Annotated in this window: 21 protein-coding genes; 12 read left to right on the forward strand and 9 right to left on the reverse strand. The window is 33.2% G+C overall.

Annotated features, from left to right (window positions below; all coding sequences use genetic code 11):
- The 3 genes from ACOYLP_RS04460 to ACOYLP_RS04470 form a co-directional block, all read left to right on the forward strand.
- A partial coding sequence (locus ACOYLP_RS04460) for an acyltransferase family protein (protein ID WP_422854979.1) occupies positions 1-910 on the forward strand: 910 nt, incomplete at its 5' end.
- Positions 900-2,009, forward strand: a complete 1,110-nt coding sequence (locus tag ACOYLP_RS04465; RefSeq protein ID WP_422854980.1) for an acyltransferase family protein — start codon at positions 900-902, stop codon at positions 2,007-2,009. The genes ACOYLP_RS04460 and ACOYLP_RS04465, both read left to right, overlap by 11 nt.
- A 199-nt stretch (positions 2,010-2,208) precedes the next feature.
- Positions 2,209-4,473: an aconitate hydratase gene (locus ACOYLP_RS04470; protein ID WP_422854981.1), complete on the forward strand. Its 2,265-nt coding sequence runs from the start codon at positions 2,209-2,211 to the stop codon at positions 4,471-4,473.
- 118 nt (positions 4,474-4,591) lie between these two features.
- On the opposite strand, the gene ACOYLP_RS04475 is transcribed toward ACOYLP_RS04470, so the two are convergent.
- Together ACOYLP_RS04475 and ACOYLP_RS04480 are read right to left on the reverse strand one after the other, a co-directional pair.
- Complete coding sequence (locus tag ACOYLP_RS04475; RefSeq protein WP_422854982.1) at positions 4,592-6,040, reverse strand: glyceraldehyde-3-phosphate dehydrogenase; 1,449 nt, start codon at positions 6,038-6,040, stop codon at positions 4,592-4,594.
- A 175-nt stretch (positions 6,041-6,215) separates the two neighbouring features.
- Positions 6,216-7,604, reverse strand: coding sequence for a trypsin-like peptidase domain-containing protein (locus tag ACOYLP_RS04480; RefSeq protein ID WP_422854983.1), 1,389 nt, complete (start codon positions 7,602-7,604; stop codon positions 6,216-6,218).
- 221 nt (positions 7,605-7,825) lie between these two features.
- Between ACOYLP_RS04480 and dapF the strand changes: the two genes are divergently transcribed.
- The 5 genes from dapF to ACOYLP_RS04505 all read left to right on the forward strand — a co-directional run bounded on the left by dapF (position 7,826) and on the right by ACOYLP_RS04505 (position 11,817).
- Positions 7,826-8,608 (forward strand): diaminopimelate epimerase, encoded by a 783-nt coding sequence (gene dapF / locus ACOYLP_RS04485; RefSeq protein WP_422854984.1) that lies wholly within the window; start codon positions 7,826-7,828, stop codon positions 8,606-8,608.
- A 6-nt stretch (positions 8,609-8,614) separates the two neighbouring features.
- Positions 8,615-9,139, forward strand: coding sequence for a GNAT family N-acetyltransferase (locus tag ACOYLP_RS04490; protein WP_422854985.1), 525 nt, complete (start codon positions 8,615-8,617; stop codon positions 9,137-9,139).
- The gene (gene mltG / locus ACOYLP_RS04495) at positions 9,140-10,174 is read left to right on the forward strand and encodes an endolytic transglycosylase MltG (RefSeq protein ID WP_422854986.1); all 1,035 of its coding nucleotides are present in this window, start codon (positions 9,140-9,142) and stop codon (positions 10,172-10,174) included. It begins immediately after the preceding gene.
- 2 nt (positions 10,175-10,176) lie between these two features.
- Positions 10,177-11,094: a DUF2279 domain-containing protein gene (locus tag ACOYLP_RS04500; protein ID WP_422854987.1), complete on the forward strand. Its 918-nt coding sequence runs from the start codon at positions 10,177-10,179 to the stop codon at positions 11,092-11,094.
- Between the two features lie 87 nt (positions 11,095-11,181).
- Complete coding sequence (locus ACOYLP_RS04505) at positions 11,182-11,817, forward strand: peptidoglycan-binding protein LysM (RefSeq protein WP_422854988.1); 636 nt, start codon at positions 11,182-11,184, stop codon at positions 11,815-11,817.
- A gap of 1 nt (position 11,818) precedes the next feature.
- On the opposite strand, the gene ACOYLP_RS04510 is transcribed toward ACOYLP_RS04505, so the two are convergent.
- From ACOYLP_RS04510 to dnaA, 3 genes are read right to left on the reverse strand one after another with little or no spacing between them, the layout of a single operon-like run.
- Positions 11,819-12,541, reverse strand: a complete 723-nt coding sequence (locus ACOYLP_RS04510; RefSeq protein WP_422854989.1) for an SAM-dependent methyltransferase — start codon at positions 12,539-12,541, stop codon at positions 11,819-11,821.
- A gap of 52 nt (positions 12,542-12,593) precedes the next feature.
- On the reverse strand, positions 12,594-13,061 hold the full coding sequence (locus ACOYLP_RS04515; protein WP_422854990.1) for a low molecular weight protein-tyrosine-phosphatase: 468 nt from the start codon (positions 13,059-13,061) through the stop codon (positions 12,594-12,596).
- A gap of 37 nt (positions 13,062-13,098) precedes the next feature.
- A complete protein-coding gene (gene dnaA / locus ACOYLP_RS04520) occupies positions 13,099-14,526 on the reverse strand; it encodes a chromosomal replication initiator protein DnaA (protein WP_422854991.1) in 1,428 nt (475 codons plus the stop codon).
- 186 nt (positions 14,527-14,712) lie between these two features.
- Here dnaA and ACOYLP_RS04525 point away from each other — a divergent pair, with 186 nt between their 5' ends.
- Positions 14,713-15,111 carry an acyl-CoA thioesterase gene (locus ACOYLP_RS04525; protein WP_422854992.1) on the forward strand — a complete coding sequence of 133 codons (399 nt, stop codon included), beginning with the start codon at positions 14,713-14,715 and terminating at the stop codon, positions 15,109-15,111.
- Here ACOYLP_RS04525 and ACOYLP_RS04530 read toward each other — a convergent pair.
- Genes ACOYLP_RS04530 through ribD form a run of 3 tightly spaced genes read right to left on the reverse strand, consistent with a single transcriptional unit; the run spans position 15,108 to position 17,378 of the window.
- A complete protein-coding gene (locus tag ACOYLP_RS04530; RefSeq protein ID WP_422854993.1) occupies positions 15,108-15,716 on the reverse strand; it encodes an IMPACT family protein in 609 nt (202 codons plus the stop codon). The genes ACOYLP_RS04525 and ACOYLP_RS04530 overlap by 4 nt on opposite strands.
- A gap of 2 nt (positions 15,717-15,718) precedes the next feature.
- Entirely contained in the window at positions 15,719-16,327 is a 609-nt protein-coding gene (locus ACOYLP_RS04535; RefSeq protein WP_422854994.1) for an HAD family hydrolase, read from the reverse strand.
- On the reverse strand, positions 16,320-17,378 hold the full coding sequence (gene ribD, locus ACOYLP_RS04540; protein ID WP_422854995.1) for a bifunctional diaminohydroxyphosphoribosylaminopyrimidine deaminase/5-amino-6-(5-phosphoribosylamino)uracil reductase RibD: 1,059 nt from the start codon (positions 17,376-17,378) through the stop codon (positions 16,320-16,322). The genes ACOYLP_RS04535 and ribD overlap by 8 nt, the downstream gene beginning before the upstream one ends.
- 10 nt (positions 17,379-17,388) lie before the next feature.
- Between ribD and ACOYLP_RS04545 the strand changes: the two genes are divergently transcribed.
- Positions 17,389-17,886: a GNAT family N-acetyltransferase gene (locus tag ACOYLP_RS04545; RefSeq protein WP_422854996.1), complete on the forward strand. Its 498-nt coding sequence runs from the start codon at positions 17,389-17,391 to the stop codon at positions 17,884-17,886.
- Positions 17,887-17,900: 14 nt separating this feature from the next.
- On the forward strand, positions 17,901-18,785 hold the full coding sequence (gene prmC, locus ACOYLP_RS04550; RefSeq protein WP_422854997.1) for a peptide chain release factor N(5)-glutamine methyltransferase: 885 nt from the start codon (positions 17,901-17,903) through the stop codon (positions 18,783-18,785).
- Positions 18,786-18,879: 94 nt separating this feature from the next.
- Here prmC and ACOYLP_RS04555 read toward each other — a convergent pair whose 3' ends face one another.
- Positions 18,880-20,133 carry an ABC transporter permease gene (locus tag ACOYLP_RS04555; protein WP_422854998.1) on the reverse strand — a complete coding sequence of 418 codons (1,254 nt, stop codon included), beginning with the start codon at positions 20,131-20,133 and terminating at the stop codon, positions 18,880-18,882.
- 126 nt (positions 20,134-20,259) lie between these two features.
- On the opposite strand from ACOYLP_RS04555, the gene hisS reads away from it, so the two are divergent.
- On the forward strand, positions 20,260-21,618 hold the full coding sequence (gene hisS / locus ACOYLP_RS04560) for a histidine--tRNA ligase (protein WP_422854999.1): 1,359 nt from the start codon (positions 20,260-20,262) through the stop codon (positions 21,616-21,618).
- The last annotated feature ends 330 nt before the right edge of the window (positions 21,619-21,948 follow it).

Consider the following 21,948-nt stretch of genomic DNA (forward strand, 5'->3'; position numbering starts at 1 on the left):
TTACACGTTAAAAGACGCCGGTTTATTTGTTACTAGAAGATTAATGAGGGTTTTACCAAGTTACTATTTGGTCATTTTAATAATCACTATCATTTATTTATTATTTGGATTTTCCGTTTCTGAAGTATGGAAATATCCATTGATGATTCAAAATTTTAGTTCGCCAATTCCTGTTTTTTTCCCGGAATCTTGGAGCTTACCCGTCAAAGAAATGGGCTATATTTTTGTGGTAATTTTGTTGTTGGTTATTTCAAAGACATTCTTCAAAGCATCTAAACAGGTTTTATTTTTAACGGTAGTAATTGGACTTATTGCTTTTACCTTTCTTTTGAAATTATATTATGATATACATTCTACCAATTTGCAATTGAGAATATGGAGTTTTACGGTTCGTTCGGTGGTGATTTACAGAATCGATTCCGTTTTTATTGGAGTTCTTTTTGGGTATTTTTATCATAATTATAAAGAATTCATAATGTCAAAACGAAAACAATTTTTAGCTCTTGGAATTTTGCTGTTTCTGGTTTTGTTTTTATGCATAGTTGTTTTTAAATTAAGGTTAACCAATGCGTCTTGGTTTTGGAACATCTTGTGTTTGCCTATGCTTTCGACAGCTATTTGCTTATTTATTCCTTTTTTATTGAATTGGAAATCACCATCTCAGGCAATCGGAAATGGGATTACTTTTATCTGCAATATTGCCTATTCTATATATTTATTGCATTACAGTGTAGTGCTTTTTCTGCTAAAATATTTTATCGATACGAAAGATTTCAGGTTATGGCAATTGAATCTTTTTGCTATCTTGTATGTGTCAATTACTGTCGGTTTAAGTTATCTTTTTTACACCTATTTTGAAAAACCAATTAATCAATTCAGAGCTAAAAATCTAAAGTTGAATGACAAATAATAATACCCGAGTTTTTGGACTTGATTTAATGCGTGCCATGGCAATTGCCATGGTTTTGTGTTCGCATATTCTATGGATATATAATCCAAAAGATGAAATCATTAAACAATTTTTTTCGTTGTTTGGTTTTTTAGGAGTCGAATTTTTCTTTGTGTTGAGTGGTTTTTTGATTGGGAAAATACTATATAATATTTATATCAAGGATGATTATTCCATAAAAAGTGCTTTTTATTTCCTCAGAAGAAGATGGTTTAGAACATTACCTAATTATTATCTAATACTGATTATTAACTTAATAATTACAACTGCTTTAGGATATTCTATTCCTAAATTAGGATTATATTTTATATTTCTCCAAAATGGGTTTTCCAGAATGTCAACCTTTTTTCCCGAATCATGGAGTTTGGCTGTTGAAGAATGGGCTTATGTAATTTTGCCTATGTCACTCTTAGTAATATCATTTTTATTCAAACCTAAAAACAAGAGTAGGTTCTTTCTATGGCTAATAGTACTATTGATTATGTTATTTATTGGTTTTAAAATAGGGTACCAAATCAATACTAAAACTACTACGCTCGATGAGTGGAATGTTTCCCTGAAATCAGTTGTGATTTATAGATTAGATGCCATTTTTATCGGAGTGTTATGTAGTTGGATTAGTGTAAATTATAAAAAAAACTGGGCTAAATTCAAATATCTTTCCGCTGTATTTGGAGCACTAATTATGATGTTTATGTATTTTGGAATGGGCTTTTTACAAATTTTTCCCGAGACTTACCCCTTTGTTTGGAATGTAATTTATCTTCCTTTGGCTTCATTCACAATTGCATTTTACATGCCATTCTTTTCTCAGCTAGAAACTACAATTGGAATAATTAAAAAGCCAATTGAATTTATCAGCAAGATTTCATACGCTATTTATCTGTTTCATTATAGTGTGATTTTGCAATTGATTATGTTGTTTGTAGATAGAGAAAATACTTCTTTACTTCAATTTCATATGATTACAGCTTTTTATCTTACAGTATTAATTGTAATAAGTTATGTTTGTTACCGTTTTTATGAAAAACCAATTATGGATTTAAGAGATAAAAAATAAAAATATTTATTTTACAGTGCTTTTATTAACGTATTTGTAAAAAAGCTAGAGCAAAAATCATCATTTCGTAAAATAGTGTTCCTCACCAATATATTTTATGAAAAACTTTTATAGAAGTACAACGTTTTCGTAAATTTGCATTGCATTTTAGGCCGTTTGGCCGAACATAATTCTGTTAAACATATAAACCCAATATATTATGGCTTTTGATATTGAAATGATTAAAAAAGTTTATGCGACTATGGCAGAAAGAGTTGATAAAGCTCGAGAAATTGTTGGTCGTCCTCTTACTTTGTCTGAAAAGATTTTATATTCACATTTATGGGAAGGCAATCCAACACAAGCATTCACACGTGGAAAAGATTATGTTGATTTTGCTCCCGATAGAGTGGCTTGTCAGGATGCAACCGCTCAAATGGCCTTATTGCAATTTATGCATGCCGGAAAAAAGACAGTGGCGGTTCCAACAACAGTTCATTGTGACCACTTAATTTTGGCAAAAGATGGTGCTAAATCTGATTTGGCAGCAGCCAATTCACAATCTAAAGAAGTCTTTGATTTCCTTTCTTCAGTATCAAATAAATATGGAATTGGGTTTTGGAAGCCGGGTTCTGGAATTATACACCAAATAGTTTTAGAAAATTATGCGTTTCCAGGCGGAATGATGATTGGTACCGATTCGCACACGGTTAACGCCGGTGGATTAGGAATGTTAGCTATAGGTGTTGGTGGTGCCGATGCTGTAGACGTAATGTCGGGCATGTCATGGGAATTGAAATTTCCAAAATTAATCGGAGTTAAATTAACCGGAAAATTGAATGGTTGGACATCGCCAAAAGATGTAATCTTAAAGGTAGCTGATATTCTAACCGTTAAAGGAGGAACTGGAGCTATCGTTGAATATTTTGGTGAGGGAGCCATTAATATGTCGTGCACGGGTAAAGGAACCATTTGTAACATGGGTGCCGAAATAGGAGCAACTACTTCAACTTTTGGGTACGATGACTCAATGAGAAGATATTTGGCTGCGACCGATAGACAAGATATTGTAGATGCAGCAGATAAAGTAGCCAGTTATTTAACTGGCGATGCTGAAGTATATTCTAATCCTAACAACTATTTTGATCAGGTTATTGAAATCAATTTATCAGAATTAGAACCACATATCAACGGACCATTCACTCCGGACAGAGGAACTCCTGTTTCAAAAATGAAAGCAGAAGCTGCCGCTAACGGTTGGCCAATAAAAATTGAATGGGGACTAATTGGTTCATGTACTAACTCTTCTTATGAAGATATGGCTCGTGCGGCATCAATTGTGGAACAAGCCGTTGCACATGGAATCACTCCAAAAGCTGAATTCGGAATTAATCCGGGTTCAGAGCAAATCAGATATACTATCGAAAGAGACGGAATCATTGCGACTTTCGAGAAAATGGGAACCAAAGTTTTTACCAATGCTTGCGGTCCATGTATTGGTCAATGGGATAGAGCCGGAGCCGATAAACAAGAAAAAAATACCATTGTACATTCGTTTAATAGAAATTTCTCAAAACGTGCTGATGGGAATCCAAATACTCATGCTTTTGTAACGTCACCGGAAATGGTTGCCGCTTTAGCCATTTCGGGAGATTTGAGTTTTAATCCAATTACAGATACTTTATTGAATGATAAAGGGGAAGAAGTGAAACTGAATCCGCCTCACGGGGATGAATTGCCAAAAAGAGGATTTGATGTAGAAGATGCAGGTTTTCAAGCGCCAGCTGCTGATGGAAGTAGTGTTCAGGTTGTAGTTTCTCCAACTTCGGATAGATTGCAATTACTAGCGCCTTTTGATGCTTGGGATGGTAAAAATATCACAGGAGCAAAATTACTTATAAAAGCTTTTGGAAAATGTACTACGGATCATATCTCAATGGCTGGACCTTGGTTACGTTTCCGTGGCCATTTAGATAATATTTCTAATAATATGTTGATTGGCGCAGTGAATGCTTTTAACCAAGAAGCTAATAAAGTTAAAAACCAATTAACAGGTTCATACGATTCAGTTCCTGCTGTTCAAAGAGCATACAAAGCTGCCGGAGTTCCAACAATTGTAGTAGGTGATCACAACTATGGCGAAGGTTCCTCAAGAGAGCATGCCGCTATGGAACCAAGATTTTTGGGAGTTAAAGCAGTTTTGGTAAAATCATTTGCGCGTATACACGAAACAAATTTGAAGAAACAAGGAATGTTAGCATTGACATTTGCAAACGAAGCGGATTATGATAAAATTCAGGAGAACGACACTATCAATTTCTTAGACTTAACCGAATTTGCTGCAGGTAAACCGTTGTCATTAGAATTTGTTCATGCTGATGGTTCAAAAGATGTTATTTTGGCAAATCACACATATAACGATGGTCAAATTGGCTGGTATGTAGCTGGTTCTGCATTGAACTTGATTGCTGCCGGAAAAGCTTAATTTTTTCATATAGATTTATAAAAAAAATGCTCAACTACTGTTGAGCATTTTTTATTTTGTTTTCTTCTTATACATTTATTTCAGACCACAGATTTTACTCTACTGAATTAATTATCTGCTAATAATAAGTATAGCGTCTGACTTTTGCTATATATTTTGCCAAACGAATTACCTGATGGCTGTATCCATATTCATTATCATACCAAACATAGAGCACAATATTTTTTCCATCTCCTGAAACAATTGTAGCATTGCTATCATAAATTGAGGGTTGAGCAGTGCCAACAATATCTGAAGAAACCAATTCGTTATTCAACGAATACCTGATTTGTTCAATCAATTCTCCTTCAAGAGCATATTTTTTCATGATTTTATTCACTTCTTCAACAGAAGTTACTTGGCTAACTTCTAAATTCATAACTACCAAAGAACCATTTGGAACAGGTACACGGATGGCATTAGAAGTTAATTTTCCTGCTAAACTAGGCAATGCTTTAGCAACAGCAGTTCCGGCCCCAGTTTCAGTAATTACCATATTCAAGGCAGCAGCACGACCACGACGGTATTTTTTATGCATATTGTCCACCAAGTTTTGATCATTGGTGTAGGCGTGGATAGTTTCAATATGTCCTTTTACAACACCAAGGGTATCTTCAACTACTTTCAATACCGGAGTTATAGCATTGGTTGTACAAGATGCGGCAGAAAAGATGGCTACATCGTCTGGGTTATAATCGGTATGATTTACTCCATAAACAATATTCGGAACACCTTTGCCGGGTGCAGTCAATATTACTTTGCTAACTCCTTTTGAAGACAAATGGCGTTTCAATTGTTCCTCGGTTGTAAATGCACCAGTATTATCAATTACTAATGCATCTTCGATTCCATATTGAGTATAATCAATTTCTTCGGGTGAATTGGCTGTAATAACATGAACTGTTGTTCCGTTAATGATTAACACGTTGTTTTTAGCATCGGCCTGAACTGAACCATGAAAATCTCCATGAACAGAGTCATAACGCAACAATGAAGCTCTTTTTTCTAATGAGGAAGCATCATTTCTATCACGGGTTACAATAGCGCGAAGACGAAGTTGTTCTCCTTTACCCATTTTGCTCATCATTTCACGAGCTAACAAACGACCGATTCTACCAAAGCCATACAAGACTACATCTTTTGGTTTTAAGTTTTTAAAATCTTTTGTATTTTTTAATTTATCAATAACAAAGGCACGACTATCATTATATTTATTGTCATCAAGATGAAATTCATAGGTTAATTTTCCAATGTCAATTCGGGATGGCGGTAAGTCTAAATTTTGAATAGAGCGCGCTATTTCTACAGAATCAAAGATATTTATTGGTTTTTGGACAAACTCACCGGCATATTCGTGAAAGTTGATAATATCACTCACATTTTTATCAATTAATTGATTTCTAAAAAGGACCAATTCTATTGATTTGTCATACCACAAATCGCTGATAATTTTAATTAATTCAACGCCAGCTTTTCGCCTGTCAGCCTGAAAAGATAATTCCTTCTCGTATAACTTGTTGTTGTCCATAAAAATAAAAAAGTTTTAGTTGTGTTTCTACCCCGAATTTATTTCGGAATTTTAATAATTTCGGCAAAAGTATAAAACAGAAGTCTATCACGAAAACGATTTCGTAACTTTTTTATAAAACAAAAAAACCAGCCCAAATTTTGAACTGGTTTTAAACTAAATTAACCTTTTAACCTTATAAAATTACTTGAATGACTTGCCCAATTCTGTTAAGCATTTGAATACTTATATTTTGATTTTCGTCTTTTTTATTTAAAATCTTGGAAATGGTTTCTACATCCGTTGCTTTTACATTATCTACGGAAAGTATAATACCACCTTTTAATTGGTCATAATAGGGCTTTAGATTTTCGTTATTGATGTCTTTAATACGGACACCATAATCAATTCTGAATTTCTTTTTATCAGCAGCTTCTATGTTTTCCAATTCTAATCCTTTAAATTCAGTAGTAACTAGGTCGTTTTTGATTAAAGTAACTGGAACCGAATTAGTTTCTCCATCTCGAACAAAAGTTACTTGCACTTTATCATTTGGCCTTTTGGTACTGATATATCCAGAAAGTTCGGCATATGTATTAATATTTTGACTGTCTAGTTTTTTGATAATGTCACCTTTTTGTAGGCCTGCTTTTTCGGCACCTGATTTTTTTGTTACTTTATTGATATAGAAGCCTTCGGTATCATTAACACCTAATTCTTTAGAAGCTTTGCTATTTAATTCGCCGCCTTCAATTCCAAGAATGCCACGTTGTACGTTGCCAAATTCCATAATGTCTTCAATGATTTTTCGAGTAATGTTTGATGGAATTGCGAATGAATATCCGGTATAACTTCCTGTTGGGGATGAAATCATCGTATTAATTCCAATCAATTCGCCTCGGGTGTTAACCAATGCACCACCAGAATTTCCTGGATTTACTGCTGCATCAGTTTGTATAAATGACTGAATACCGTTATCTTCTAAATTTCTGGCTTTTGCCGAAACAATTCCTGCAGTAACAGTCGAATTCAGATTATATGGATTTCCGACGGCCAAAACCCATTCGCCAACTTTCACCTGATCAGAATCAGCAAATGTAGTGTAGGCTAATTTCTCTTCGGTATTTATTTTTAACAACGCAATATCCATTTTTGAATCAGTTCCAATTAGTTTTGCTTTGTATGATTTATTGTTGTTTAGAGTTACTTCAAGTTCGGTAGCGTCTTTTATTACATGATTATTGGTTACAATATAACCGTCTTCTGAAATAATAACACCCGAACCTGTTCCGATCTGTTCTTGTTGTTGACCGCCATTAGTTCCGTAAAACCACTGCATCATCGGATTATAAATGGTCCTTACCGAAACATTTTTAACGTGAACAACGGTGTGAACTGTATTTTCTGCAGCTGCAGTAAAATCAATCGCTTCACCAGATAAACCAACATTTTTAGCATAATTGTTGGATGCCATAGTCACAATCGAATTTCGATTGCCTTTTCCTTCAATAAATAATTTGTAAGCACCAAGTGTGGTCGCGCCACTTAATAAAGAAATCAAAAATAAACTTGATAATCGTTTCATATGTCTATAATTTTTGTTTTTAATTGGTCATATGTAATTTGCATAACAGCCACTTGTTTTAAATAAATTTTTGGTTATGCTCATTTCATAGTCTTAAACATTTTAAATTATTTGAACGTAAAATTATAAATTTCTATTTTTCGAAATATCAGTTTAACGGTCGTTTAACAATTTTTAAGTTAATTTTAATATTTGCTATATTTGTTGGCGTAAACCACACTATGAAATACACTTTTTATAAATACGAAGGAACAGGAAATGATTTTATCTTCATTGATAATCGTCAAAACAACTTCCCAAAAAACGACATTAAACTCATCGAAAAATTGTGCGACAGACGTTTCGGAATTGGCGCTGACGGATTGATATTATTAGAAAATGATGTCGAAACCGATTTTCGAATGGTTTATTACAATTCGGATGGCAATCAAAGTTCAATGTGTGGAAATGGTGGTCGTTGCATTGTAGCTTTCGCAAAAAGTTTAAATCTTATTGATGACCAAACTAAATTTCTGGCAACCGATGGTTTGCATCATGCCTATGTTTTAGAAAACGGAATCATTTCTTTGGAAATGAAAGATGTTGATGAGGTAAAAATTCAAAACGATTATGTTTTCCTAAATACCGGTTCTCCGCATCACGTAGTGCTGGTAGATGGCTTAGATAATTATGATGTAAAAAAAAATGGCGCCAAAATCCGTTATTCTGATTTGTATGGTAAAGCCGGAAGCAATGTTAATTTTGTAAATCAACTGTCAGATAATCATTTTCGTCTAAGAACTTATGAACGTGGAGTTGAAGATGAAACTTTTTCGTGTGGAACCGGTGCAACAGCAACAGCTATTGCTATGAATGCAATTGGTAATACAACTTCCAATCATATAAAATTAGATGTTGAAGGCGGAAAACTCGAAGTTTCCTTTACAAAAGAAGGAAGTGTCTATACTAAAGTTTTACTGAAAGGTCCAGCAACTTTTGTTTTTCAAGGAGAAATAAATTTATAATTTTTTATGACTCTACAAGGAAATACTATCCATTTAAGAGCACTCGAGCCCGAAGATTTAGAGTTTGTCTATGCTATAGAAAACGATGAAAATATTTGGGAAGTCAGCAACACAATAACTCCATATAGCAAATTTCTTATTCGACAATATCTCGAAAATGCCCATCAGGATATTTATGAAGCTAAGCAATTGCGATTGGTCATTTGTAAAAAAGGGAATTCTGAAGCTATCGGATTAATTGACTTATTTGATTTTGATGCCAAAAATAAACGGGCCGGAATTGGGATAATCATTCAAAATGATGTCAATAGAAATAATGGTTTTGGAAAGCAAGCATTAAGTTTGGTAATTAATTATGCTTTTGAGCAGTTGCAGCTTCATCAGTTGTACGCAAATATCGGAACAGAAAATAAAGCAAGTGAATCGCTTTTTACTACATTTGGATTTGAAAAAATTGGGATTAAAAAGGACTGGAATTTTACCAATAATGCTTTTCATGATGAAGCAGTTTTTCAATTAATTAAAAAATAAATGGTTTTTAATAGAAATAAAATTATCAAGATTTCAGGAATTGTTTTCGTTGTTTTTGTGGCGGTAATTTATATCAAGTTTTTCACTTCGAATACGAATTTTGAAAATGACGAAATATATGTGCAAATTCCAACAGGTTCTAACTATCAGGATGTTGAAAAAATCCTTTCCCCATTGGTAAAAAATATAAGTAATTTTGAATTTATCGCTAAATGCCGTTCCTATCCAGAAAATGTTAAATCAGGACGTTTTTTGTTAAAGAAAGGAATGAGTGCTTTTCAATTGGTGTCTGCCATGAGAAGAAACGTTCCGGTAAAATTGGCTTTTAACAATCAGGAGCGCTTGGAAAATCTGTGCGAACGCTTGAGTTCTCAAATAGAACCCGACAGGACAAAACTCTTAACTACTTTCAGAGACAGTACTTTTCTGCAAAAAAATGGTTTTACCAAAGACAATGTTTTTGCCATGTTTTTACCAAATACGTATGAAGTGTATTGGAATATTACTGCAGAAAAATTCAGAAATAAAATGCTGGAAGAGTACAATAGGTTTTGGACAAAAGCTCGAATTACAAAAGCTGCAGCTTTGGATTTATCTCCAGTTCAAGTGATTACTGTAGCATCAATTGTGCATAAAGAATCGGTAAAGAAAAGCGAGCGACCTATAATTGCCGGCGTTTATCTTAATAGGTTAATTCAGGGAATGCCTTTGCAGGCTGATCCAACAGTGATTTATGCTTTGAAATTGCGTGACAATGATTTTGACCAAGTCATAAAAAGAGTTTTATATAACGATTTGTTTATCAATTCGCCTTACAATACGTATAAAAATATTGGTTTGCCTCCAGGACCAATAGCGATGCCCGACGTTGACGCTATTGATGCGGTTTTGAATGCTGAAAAACACGATTATATTTATTTCTGCGCAAGCGTTGAAAAATTTGGCTATCATGTTTTTGCTTCCACTTATGAGCAACATCAAGTTAATGCCATGAAATATGCTAATTGGATCAATAAACAAGGAACAAAAAGATAATTTTGAAAGTAGCAAAGCGACTAGTTATTCTTTTGTTTTTTTGGTGTTTCCAAATTACAGTCGCTCAAAATGCTGTTGAAAATTTTCTAAAGACTTCGGATACTTTAAACAAGAAGCGTCTCAAAACACTTGTTATTTCCGAAGTTGCTATTGGTTCTGCAACATTGATTGGTTTGAATCAAATTTGGTATGCCGATTATCCCCGTTCTAATTTTCATTTTATAAATGACAATGCCGAATGGCTTCAAATGGATAAAGTTGGCCATGTTTTTTCATCTTATCATTTAGGTAATTTTGGTGCCAATGCTTTGAAGTGGTCAGGTGCAAGTCGAAAAAGTCAACTAATTTACGGTTCCACTTTGGGATTAGCTTTTTTGACTGCGGTTGAGGTTTTTGATGGTTATTCGGCAAATTGGGGCGCTTCCTGGGGCGATATTGCAGCTAATGTTTCAGGAACGGCTTTATATGTTTCACAAGAATTACTTTGGAAGGAACAGCGAATTGTACCAAAATTTTCTTTTCACACAACACCTTACCCTTCTGCAAGGCCAAATATTTTAGGAAGCTCTTTTTCCGAACAAATTCTTAAAGACTATAATGGTCAAACTTATTGGTTGTCTGCTAACATTTTTTCATTTGCAAAATCATCTAAAATTCCTAAATGGTTGAATGTTGCAGTTGGTTATGGAGCAGAAGGAATGATAACTGGAAGTGATGAATTTGTTAATACTATTTTTCTTCCGGAAAGTAGAAGACATCGTCAATTTTACCTCTCGCTCGACGTTGATCTAACTAAAATAGAAACCAAATCGCATTTTGTTAAGACGCTTTTAACAGTTTTCAATACTATTAAAATTCCGGCTCCAACTTTTGAAATCAAGGGTTCAGGCGGAACAAAATTTCACTTTCTTTATTTTTAACTACTTGGTATTCAATTTTATAAATTTATTTGTATATTGCGCCTCAGAAATATCAAGTCGGTGACAGCGCTTGAGAAATAATAATTAATGATAAAAAAAGGAATATTTTACATAACAATTCTACTTACTGTAGCTTTAATAAGCTCTGGTTTTAAACCTTACAATTCCCAAATCAGCAAGTACTCATTTGCTGATAAAAATGAAGAACAATCTTATGTTTTTCCTTCTCTAAACAGCATCGATTATTTTAAATTAAAAGTCCCATTTACAGGAAGATATTTTATTGGATTCAGAGAAGCACTGGCTCATAAAGAATCACAAGGAAAATATCGTAAAATCAATTCTTTAGGTTATATTGGAAAATACCAATTCGGAATTGAAACTTTAAAGTCTATTGGTATTAATGATAGCATTGGTTTTATGAATAATCCAAGACTTCAGGAAAAAGCTTTTGTTGCGTTACTTTCTAAAAACAAATATAGCCTTAAAGATTATATCAATTATTTTGAAGGTAAAATTGTTGATGGTGTTAAAATTACAGAATCTGGAATTTTAGCGGCAGCACATCTAGGGGGTTCAGGATCGGTAAAACGATTTTTGAATTCCAATGGCGAAAAAAAATGTAAAGACGAATATGGGACTTCTGTTAAAACGTATTTGAAAGATTTTGGCGGATATGAAACCACTGGAATTAAAGCTGTCAAAAATGCTAAAGTAAACTAATTTACGTTTTGTGAATAATAAAAATGGTTGGTCTATTATGCAGGTCAACCTTTATTTTTTTCCAGTCAGCCACACGAAAGGTTTTGATAAATTCAGTTGGCAATGTAATATCAGTTGCAATACAAAGTTGTGTATTGGCTTGTAAAATTTGCAGTAAATCTTCTAATAATTTATTATTTCGATAAGGCGTTTCAATAAAGATTTGTGATTGATTTTTTGAACTCGACAGGTTTTCAAAGTTTTTTAACGCTACTTTTTTATCACCTTTATCAATTGGAAGATAACCGTTGAAGGCAAAACTCTGACCATTCATTCCGGAACCCATCATTGCCAATAGGATAGAAGATGGTCCAACTAAAGGAACAACTTGTATCCCGTTTTCGTGAGCAATTTTTACAATAACCGCACCGGGATCAGCAACTCCAGGGCAACCTGCTTCGCTCATTAAGCCAACGTTTATTCCATTCAGACATGGAGCAATCATCGCTTTGTATTCTGACACCTCAGTACGTTTGTTTAGGGAAGAAATTCTTAAACTGTTTTGAATTTTTTCAGGATGAATGGATTTAATAAATTTTCGAGCTGTTTTTTCATTTTCAACTATATAGTCGTCTATAAAATCGATAGCCCTTTTTACAGTTTGAGGTAAAACATCATGAGGATTCATTTCTCCCAATGTAGTTGGGATTAAATAAAGTTTGCCTTTTAAATTTACAGGTTTCATCTACGCTTTTTAATTGTTTTTTTTATCTGTCAGATGTTAATGTTAAGGCATTTCATGAATGTTTCTCTATTAGTATTTTGGCTAAAATGTCGCAGGTTTCATCAAGCATTTCATAAACCATGTCAAAACCATTTTGCAATCCGTAATATGGATCAGGAACATCAACATTATCTCCAGGAAATAAATAATCTAGAATTAGCTTAACTTTTTGTTTGTGTTCTTCTTTTTTTGCTAATTCAATTACATCATCATAATTAGAATTATCCATTACATAGATGTAATCAAAATCATCAAAATCTCTAGTAGTAAATTGTCTAGCTTTTTGATTGGTAATGTTTAATCCATTTTTTTGAGCTGTCAATATAGAACGTTGATCAGGTTGTTTGCCAATGTGGTAATTTCCTGTTCCGGCAGAGTCAACGATAAATTTATCTTTAGGAAGTTTAGCAGCAAGTAGTCCTTCAGCCAAAGGTGATCGGCAAATATTTCCTAAACAAACCATTAAAATTTTAACGGGCATAATTTGATTCTAAAACGTAAACTTACTCAAAAAGGAATTATAGCGATAATTTTTTATGAATATCTTCTACAAATTTTTTGAACTGCTTGTCAGTTGAAACTAAGTTGTCAACTGTTTTACAGGCGTGAAGAACCGTGGCGTGGTCTCTGTCTCCAATTTGAGAACCAATATTTGCCAAAGAAGATTTTGTAAATTTCTTAGCAAAGAACATGGCCAATTGTCGAGCTTGAACAACGTGGCGCTTTCTGGTTTTAGATTGCAGAGTATCAAGATCTAATTGGAAATAATCAGAAACTACTTTTTGAATATATTCAATCGAGATTTCTCGTTTTACATTTTTAACAAATTTCTCAACTACATTTTTTGCCAAATCTAAAGTCACTTCTTTCTTATTGAAAGAAGATTGGGCAATCAACGAAATAATTGCGCCTTCTAATTCACGTACATTTGACTTGATGTTTTTTGCTACATACTCTAATATTTCATCCGGCATTTCAACGCCGTCTCTGTACAAAATATTTTTTAAGATAGAAATTCTAGTTTCGTAATCAGGTTGGTGTAATTCGGCAGACAAACCCCATTTGAAACGTGACAACAAACGTTGTTCGATATCTTGCATGTCAACAGGTGCTTTATCTGAAGTAAGAATAACTTGTTTGCCGTTTTGGTGTAAGTAATTGAAAATATGAAAGAACACATCTTGAGTTCCTGTTTTTCCTGAAAGGAATTGAACATCATCAATTATCAAAACATCTATCAATTGATAGAAATGGATAAAATCGTTTCTGTTATTTTTCTTAACGGAGTCAATATATTGTTGGGTGAAAACTTCTGCCGAAATATATAAAACTGTTTTTTCAGGATATTTGTCTTTGATTTCAACACCGATAGCATGGGCTAAATGCGTTTTTCCTAATCCAACACCGCCAAATATTAATAAAGGATTGAATGATGTTCCGCCTGGTTTGTTAGCAACCGCCATACCAGCAGAACGCGCTAATCTATTTGAATCACCTTCAAGGAAATTATCAAAACTATAATTTGGATTAAGTTGCGACTCAATTTTTAAGTTTCTAATTCCAGGAATAACAAAAGGATTTTTTAATTCTGGATTTAGATTTTTAAAAGGGGCATCAACATCTTGAGATTTTATTGGACTGCGGTGAGCACTTGGAAGTTGTTCAGTAAATGGTTGTTTATTTCCATAAGTGTTCTCCATTTTAATTTTATAAAGTAACTTTGCATTTTTTCCAAGTTCTTTAGTTAACGCTACTTTTAATAATTTCACATAATGTTCTTCTAGCCATTCATAAAAGAATTTGCTAGGAACTTGAATGTATAAAGCGTTATCAGTTAGTTCAACTGATTTAATCGGTTCAAACCAAGTTTTAAATGCTTGCTCTTGGATATTGTCTTTTATAAATAACAGACAGTTTTCCCACACCGATTGCGCAGTTTTGCTCATATTTGGTCTAAAATTAAAGTATTTATTTATTAGGTTTTACTCGAAAAAACAACGAATGTTTTTAATAAATTTCGGGATAGCAAATATGTGAATAAAATTTGTTAAAAAAAATTATAACGACCTTGATTTTTTAAAAATATTGTCGTAAAGAAAAAATAAATTTTAGATTAAAAGCAAAAAAATCGGATGAAAGAACATCAAATACAAATTAGAGTACGTTATTCTGAAACAGATCAAATGAGTGTTGTTTATCATGGCAATTATATGCCCTATTTTGAAATGGGTCGCGTGGAATGGCTTAGAAACAGAGGGATTTCGTATAAGTCGTTAGAAGAAAACGGAATAGCACTTCCAATTGTATCGATGACAATAAATTACAAAAAACCTGCACGTTATGATGATTTACTTACAGTGATAACCAAATTAAAAAGTCAGTCGTCCGTGAAGATAGAATTTGATTGTGAAATTCGTAATGAAAATGGCGAGTTGTTAACAACTGCTTATTTTTTGTTGGTTTTTGTGGATATAAATTTAGGAAAACCTATTGCGCCTCCTCAATATATTTTGGATATTATAAATGATTAAATTTTTTTAATCTCAATCTCAAATAAATTTAAAAAAATGTTGAAAATTATTTCGGCATTTTTTTTTCGAGTTGCTATTATAATTTGGCAACTTTCTTTCATTTGTTGTGAAATGATTTCAAGGTTTTTCTCTTTAATGATTCGCATTACTTTATTCATGTTTTTATAATCAAAGAAAATTTGAAAATGAACATCTATTGTTTTTTCGAGGATTACGGATTCTTCTAAAGCCATTTGAGCTGCTGTTTTATAAGCAGATATTAATCCGCCTACACCCAGTTTTACTCCTCCAAAGAAACGAACAACAACTACTAGAACATTAGTTAAACCAAAAGATTGAATCTGTCCATAAATCGGCATTCCAGCTGAATTGCTTGGCTCACCATCGTCATTGGCTCGAAAAGAAACGGTATCAGTTCCTAGTTGAAAAGCATAACAAAAATGACCGGCGCCAAAGTGTTGCTTGCGTAAGTTGTTTACAATTGATTTGACTTCGTCTTCTGAAGTGATTGGAAAAGCATAGCCAAAAAACTTACTGTTTTTTTCTTTAAATAGAATTTCCGTTGAAGGTGAGGCAATGGTTTTAAAAGTGTCTTTTATTTCCAAAACTATAAGGGTAGATGCTTTTGTTCAAACAAATTGATGACATCTTCTTCGCCAACTTTTAAATTCCAAACGTGTAATCCTAGCGATGCGGCCGCATCAGTATTAACTTTTTTGTCATCAACAAACAAAGTTCTTTTAGGCGATAAATCATGATTGTGAATAATAATAGCAAAAATTTCTTGATCTGGTTTTCGCATGCCCATTTCATAAGAGAAATATACCTTTTCAAAGCAACGATAAAAATCACTGTAAAAAGACATTCCTACTTTATGTTCAAAACGATTTATATGAATGGGGTCAGTATTTGTCAATAAAAACAAACGATATTTGGAAGATAGCATTTGTAAAAACTCTAATCTCTCCAGTGGAAATTCGCCAATTATTGAATTCCAAGCTTTTACAATTTCTTCAATACTGGCATTAGGGATGTGTTTTGAAAAGGAATTTATGAACTGCAGTTCGTCTATTTTCCCTTTTTCGAACAAGTCATTATGTGCTAACAAATCTTCATTTGGTCCATCCAATCCTAATTTTTTGAACTCTTCAATGGAATGTTCTTTATTTAGATTAATAAAAACATCACCAAAATCGAAAATTATAGCGTTAATCATAATTGTAAACAAGTTTAAGTTGGTCGTCTTTTATGTTTCTTGTTTGAAAATTTCCATTTATTATAGGTGCTTTTAAACCACCTTTCAAATGAATGTTTCCAATAAAAACTCTAGCTTCATCCCAAAGATTATCTTCTATAAAACTTTGAAGCGTTTGTTTTCCGCCTTCTATTATTATGGATTGAATGCCATATTTATATAAAATATTGACAATTAATTTAGTTAGCTTATTATCAAAGATAGCATTTTCATAAATACAATTTTCACTAGATGTTAAATTTTCTTGCTCGGTTATGATTATGGTTTTTGTTTTTTCATCCTTTATAAAAAAGTCTTTTGGTATTTTTCCGGTTCTGTCTAAAACGATTCGTATCGGGTTTTCGCCTTTCCAATCTCTAACATCCAATTTTGGATTATCGTCTAAAACAGTATTGGTTCCTGCCATAATTGCCTGTTCTTCACTTCGCCATTTATGAACCAATTGTCTCGAAAACTCATTAGAAATCCAAACGGGTTCTATTTTTTCTTTAGTTAATGGAGCTATAAATCCGTCCTGACTTTCAGCCCATTTGAGTATAATGTATGGTCGTTTTTTTTGATGAAACGCAAAAAAGCGTTTGTTCAATTCATGGCATTCCTTTTCTAAAATACTAAAGGTAACATTTGCGCCACTTTCTATTAATCTTTGAATTCCGCTTCCGGCTACTTTACTATTTGGATCAATGGTTCCAACCACAACATTTGGGATTTTATGTTTGATGATTAAATCACAACAAGGAGGAGTTTTTCCAAAGTGGCTGCACGGTTCAAGCGACACATAGATAGTTGATTTTACTAATATTGATTTATCTTTTACAGAGTTTATGGCATTTACCTCTGCATGAGGTTCGCCTGATTTTCTGTGCCAACCTTCGCCAATAATTTGATTATTGTAAACGATCACACTGCCAACCATTGGATTTGGATAGGTCGTTCCCAACCCATTTTTGGCCAATTGAATGCAACGTTTTATATATTTTTGATGTATATTCACCTCACAAAAATAAGACATTACTTTTAGAATGAATGGCATCGTAATAAGAGAAATCAAAAAGGAAGATAACCAACAAATTGCGGCGGTTATTCGGGATGTTTTTATTAAAGATGATTTTCCAAAAGCGGGAACTGCATTTGCGGACATACAATTAGATCTTATGTTTGAGGCTTATGACAAACCTCGGGCAACTTATTTTGTAGTTGAAAATGAAGGAAAAATAATTGGTGGCGCTGGAATTTCGCAATTAGAAAGTTCATCGGAAAACATCTGCGAATTACAAAAAATGTATTTTTTAAAAGAGGTCAGAGGTAAAGGAATTGGTTTTAAAATGATACAAATTTGTTTGCAAGAAGGAATCAAACTGGGTTATGAAAAGTGTTATCTTGAAACTTTACCCGAAATGCTAACTGCGCAACATTTATACAAAAAAGCAGGATTTGAATATCTTTATGAAACAATGGGAAGCACAGGTCACACTAATTGTCCGGTTTGGATGATAAAAAGTTTAAATTCCAATACATAAATTCTAAAATCCAAATGCTACTTAAAAATTACAAAACCACTTTTCTTCAGGAGCTTTCTTCTTTGTATGAGGAACAGGAAATCGAAAGCATTTTCTATATTATATTAGAGAAACTGCATAGTTTGAAGAGAATTGATTTGGCTCTAAATCCGCAAAAGGTAATGGATGGCGCTCATTTGAAGCAATGGAAAAATATTGTTTCAGAATTAAAAACGCAAAGACCGATTCAATACATTTTGGGTGAAACGGAGTTTTATGGTTTGCGTTTTTTGGTAAATGAAAACACGCTCATTCCAAGGCCTGAAACAGAAGAATTAGTGGAGTTGATTATTGAAAGTACGAATTACGAATTACGAAATACGAAGTTAAAAGTTTTAGATATTGGAACAGGTAGTGGCTGCATTGCAATTTCTTTATCCAAACACTCAGCAAATTCTGAAGTTTTTGCGATTGATGTTTCTGAGGAAGCTTTGGCTGTAGCCAAAAAAAATAGTGAACTTAACGATGTTAAAGTAAATTATATAAATGTTGATGTCTTAAAAATAAATGATTTAAAAGAACTTGCAACCCACAACCTACAACTCGCAACACAATTTGATATAATTGTTTCCAATCCACCTTATGTTCGAAATTTAGAAAAAGACGAAATTAAACCGAACGTATTAGAGTATGAACCGCATTTGGCTTTATTTGTAGACGACATTGATCCCTTACTTTTTTATCGAAAAATTGCAGAACTAGCTATTAAAAATTTAAATCCAAATGGAAAACTGTATTTTGAAATCAATCAATATTTAGGAAAAGAAACTATTAAGTTGCTTGAAGATTTTGGTTTTAGGAATGTCGAACTGATGAAAGATATTTATGGGAATGACAGGATGATTAGTTGTGAGAAATAATGATAAAAAGGTTTTTGTTACGCAGAGATTCACTAAGATAGAATAAAGATTCACGGAGTTTTTACTGAACACTTATAACTTAACACTGAATACTCTATTCATAGCGCAACGCTTCAATTGGATCAAGCTGTGATGCTTTTATTGCTGGGTATAATCCCGAAACTAAACCCACAAAAAAACTTGTTGCAAAAGCAGCAATAATGGCTTGCCATGGAGTTACAAACGCCAAGTTAAGAAGGGATGAAATTCCGTAACCAACTAAAATTCCGAATATTATACCGAAGATGCCGCCAATTTGTCCGACGGTTATGGTTTCAATGAAAAACTGAAAAGCAATAGCGCTTTTCTTGGCGCCAAGTGCTTTTCTAACGCCAATTTCACGAGTTCTTTCGGTTACAGAAACAATCATAATATTCATCAATGCAATAGACGAACCTAGAATGGTAATAATTCCGATTAACCATGCGGAAACACCTAAAAAACCAGTAATGCTTGCAATTCTATTTACTAAATCATCGCTTCTAGAAACACCAAAATTATCTTCTTCTACCGGATTCAATTTTTTGATTTTTCGCATTGTAAAAATGGCATTATCTATAGCGTCATCGAGCAACTCAGTTCTTTGAATCATAGTACTCAACGAGTAATTGATATTGGGAGCCGAAAATAATGAGCGTGCTACTTGAATGGGTATCATAATCCTCAAATCTTGGCTATTACCAAAAGTAGAACCTTTTTCTTTTAGAACGCCAATAACTTTAAATTTAGCACCACGAATGGAAATTATTTTTCCAATAGGATTTACATCTTTCAGCAATCCTTTTGAAACAAAATCAGAACCTACTATGCAGTAATAAACATTATTTGAAATGTCAAAAGGATTAAAATTTCTACCTTGAGTAACTTCCAAGCCCGAGTTAGTTAAAAAATACTCATCAACACCTAACACCGAAATTTCGGGATCTGTTTTTTGATTTTCAAATTTTACTTCCGCTGACGAAGTTGCAATAAAAGAAAGCGAGGTTTGCGTTAATGGATAACTATATTTTTCTTTAAATGCTTTAGCTTCTGGATATGTAATAATAGGATTTATTTTTTCAATTTTATTAACACCGCCATTTCCTCTTAGTTGCGTTTTGTATTGATTTATGTTGAAGGTATTGGAACCCATCGAGGCAAAAGTAGAGTTCAAATTGTTCTCGAAAGCAGCAACTACTGTTAAAATCCCAACCAAAGCTGTAATTCCAATAGTGATAATAATAATGGTCAGAATGGTACGAAGTAACTGCGTACGGATGGAACCCAACGCAATTTTTACATTTTCTCTAAAAAGACCTATTCCAAGCATATCGCAAATTTGACACTAAGATAAAGTTTTTGTTACAAGAAAATTTCTATTCAGACATAAAATATTGATATTTGCAAAACAATTAACAATTGATAATTAACAATTGATAATTTATAATTCTTTCAAATGGCATCAAAACCAAGTATTCCTAAAGGCACGCGAGATTTTTCACCGGTAGAGGTTGCTAAGCGTAACTATATTATTTCGGTCATGAGACATCATTTTGAGAAATTCGGTTATCAACCAATTGAAACTCCTTCGTTTGAAAACTCGGATACGCTTATGGGAAAATATGGTGAAGAAGGTGACCGTTTGATTTTTAAGATATTGAATTCGGGTGATTATTTAGATAAAGTTCCATCGGAACAACTACAAACCATAAACTACAAACAGTTAACTGGCAAAATCTCAGAAAAAGCCTTACGTTATGACTTAACAGTGCCATTTGCAAGATACGTTGTGCAGCATCAAAGCGAGATTGAGTTTCCGTTTAAGCGTTACCAAATTCAGCCAGTTTGGCGTGCAGATCGTCCGCAAAAAGGAAGGTTCAGAGAGTTTTATCAATGTGATGCCGATGTGGTTGGTTCCAAATCGTTGTGGCAGGAAGTAGAATTGGTGCAATTGTACGATTCGGTTTTTACTGAATTAGGTTTGAATGGTGTTTCTATTAAAATCAATAACAGAAAAATATTATCGGGAATTGCAGAGGTAATAGGAGCTTCAGATAAACTGATTGATTTTACAGTTGCTTTGGACAAGCTCGACAAAATAGGAGAGGATGGCGTTAAAAAAGAAATGCTTGAAAAAGGGATTTCAGAAATAGCTTTATTAAAAGTGCAACCGTTGTTCAACTTCACTGGAACGATTCAGGAAAAATTAGAACAATTATCAACTTTGCTTTCTTCATCTGAAGAAGGAAAAACAGGTATTGAAGAACTGCGATTCATTTGTGACAACGTTACTAAAATTGGTTTACAAAAATCCATTTTAGATTTAGATGTGACTTTGGCACGTGGTTTAAATTATTATACCGGAGCTATTTTTGAAGTTACTGCGCCAAAAGAAGTGGCTATTGGTTCTATTGGGGGTGGCGGAAGATATGATGATTTGACCGGGATTTTTGGTTTGGCAGCTATGAGTGGTGTTGGAATTTCGTTTGGTTTGGATAGAATTTATTTGGTCCTAGAAGAATTGAATTTATTCCCCAAAACCCTTACTATAGCTACAAAAGTGATGTTTTTAAATTTTGATGAGAGCCATGCCTTTGAGGCCATGAAAGCCATTACGATACTTCGAGATAATAACATCAAAGCCGAAATGTATCCCGATGCTGCTAAGATTGATAAACAATTTAAACATGCTGATCGAAGAGGAATTCCATTTGTGGTAAAAGAAATTGAGGATTCTAATTTTACTTTAAAAGATATTCAATCAGGAGAACAACTTCAATTAAATCTTGAAGATCTTATTAAAAAACTTAAGTAACTTCTTTCTCGCTAAATCTAGTCTCGAAAAACCAAATTAGTGGCACAAATGTGGCAGAAAAAGTGTCAAAAAAGTGTGTTTTTTGGGTTTTTTGGAGACATTTGTACAGATTTAATTTTGATGTACAATTAAAAATAAACCAGCCACAAGGTGTTTTAAATTTATTATAAGATATTGAATTTCAATAGTTATAGTGAGTTTACTGCAAAAAAATCCTAACATTACTGCGAAGATTTTTGTAACGAGAGGGAGATTTGAACTCCCTGAACTTTCTTTGTTGATATTTTTTTACTTAAAATTTAAGCAAAAAACAAGATAATAATGTTACTT

Origin of the sequence: Flavobacterium sp. (assembly GCF_049318325.1) — a bacterium.
In the GTDB taxonomy this organism is placed as follows: domain Bacteria; phylum Bacteroidota; class Bacteroidia; order Flavobacteriales; family Flavobacteriaceae; genus Flavobacterium.

What these genes read in the sequence shown, in the direction of transcription:
- ACOYLP_RS04465 (WP_422854980.1), top strand. Translation starts at nt 900, where the DNA reads ATGACAAATAATAATACCCGAGTTTTTGGACTTGATTTAATGCGTGCC.
- ACOYLP_RS04470 (WP_422854981.1), top strand. Translation starts at nt 2,209, where the DNA reads ATGGCTTTTGATATTGAAATGATTAAAAAAGTTTATGCGACTATGGCA.
- ACOYLP_RS04475 (WP_422854982.1), bottom strand. Translation starts at nt 6,040, where the DNA reads ATGGACAACAACAAGTTATACGAGAAGGAATTATCTTTTCAGGCTGAC.
- ACOYLP_RS04480 (WP_422854983.1), bottom strand. Translation starts at nt 7,604, where the DNA reads ATGAAACGATTATCAAGTTTATTTTTGATTTCTTTATTAAGTGGCGCG.
- dapF (WP_422854984.1), top strand. Translation starts at nt 7,826, where the DNA reads ATGAAATACACTTTTTATAAATACGAAGGAACAGGAAATGATTTTATC.
- ACOYLP_RS04490 (WP_422854985.1), top strand. Translation starts at nt 8,615, where the DNA reads ATGACTCTACAAGGAAATACTATCCATTTAAGAGCACTCGAGCCCGAA.
- mltG (WP_422854986.1), top strand. Translation starts at nt 9,140, where the DNA reads ATGGTTTTTAATAGAAATAAAATTATCAAGATTTCAGGAATTGTTTTC.
- ACOYLP_RS04505 (WP_422854988.1), top strand. Translation starts at nt 11,182, where the DNA reads ATGATAAAAAAAGGAATATTTTACATAACAATTCTACTTACTGTAGCT.
- ACOYLP_RS04510 (WP_422854989.1), bottom strand. Translation starts at nt 12,541, where the DNA reads ATGAAACCTGTAAATTTAAAAGGCAAACTTTATTTAATCCCAACTACA.
- ACOYLP_RS04515 (WP_422854990.1), bottom strand. Translation starts at nt 13,061, where the DNA reads ATGCCCGTTAAAATTTTAATGGTTTGTTTAGGAAATATTTGCCGATCA.
- dnaA (WP_422854991.1), bottom strand. Translation starts at nt 14,526, where the DNA reads ATGAGCAAAACTGCGCAATCGGTGTGGGAAAACTGTCTGTTATTTATA.
- ACOYLP_RS04525 (WP_422854992.1), top strand. Translation starts at nt 14,713, where the DNA reads ATGAAAGAACATCAAATACAAATTAGAGTACGTTATTCTGAAACAGAT.
- ACOYLP_RS04535 (WP_422854994.1), bottom strand. Translation starts at nt 16,327, where the DNA reads ATGATTAACGCTATAATTTTCGATTTTGGTGATGTTTTTATTAATCTA.
- ribD (WP_422854995.1), bottom strand. Translation starts at nt 17,378, where the DNA reads ATGTCTTATTTTTGTGAGGTGAATATACATCAAAAATATATAAAACGT.
- ACOYLP_RS04545 (WP_422854996.1), top strand. Translation starts at nt 17,389, where the DNA reads ATGAATGGCATCGTAATAAGAGAAATCAAAAAGGAAGATAACCAACAA.
- prmC (WP_422854997.1), top strand. Translation starts at nt 17,901, where the DNA reads ATGCTACTTAAAAATTACAAAACCACTTTTCTTCAGGAGCTTTCTTCT.
- ACOYLP_RS04555 (WP_422854998.1), bottom strand. Translation starts at nt 20,133, where the DNA reads ATGCTTGGAATAGGTCTTTTTAGAGAAAATGTAAAAATTGCGTTGGGT.
- hisS (WP_422854999.1), top strand. Translation starts at nt 20,260, where the DNA reads ATGGCATCAAAACCAAGTATTCCTAAAGGCACGCGAGATTTTTCACCG.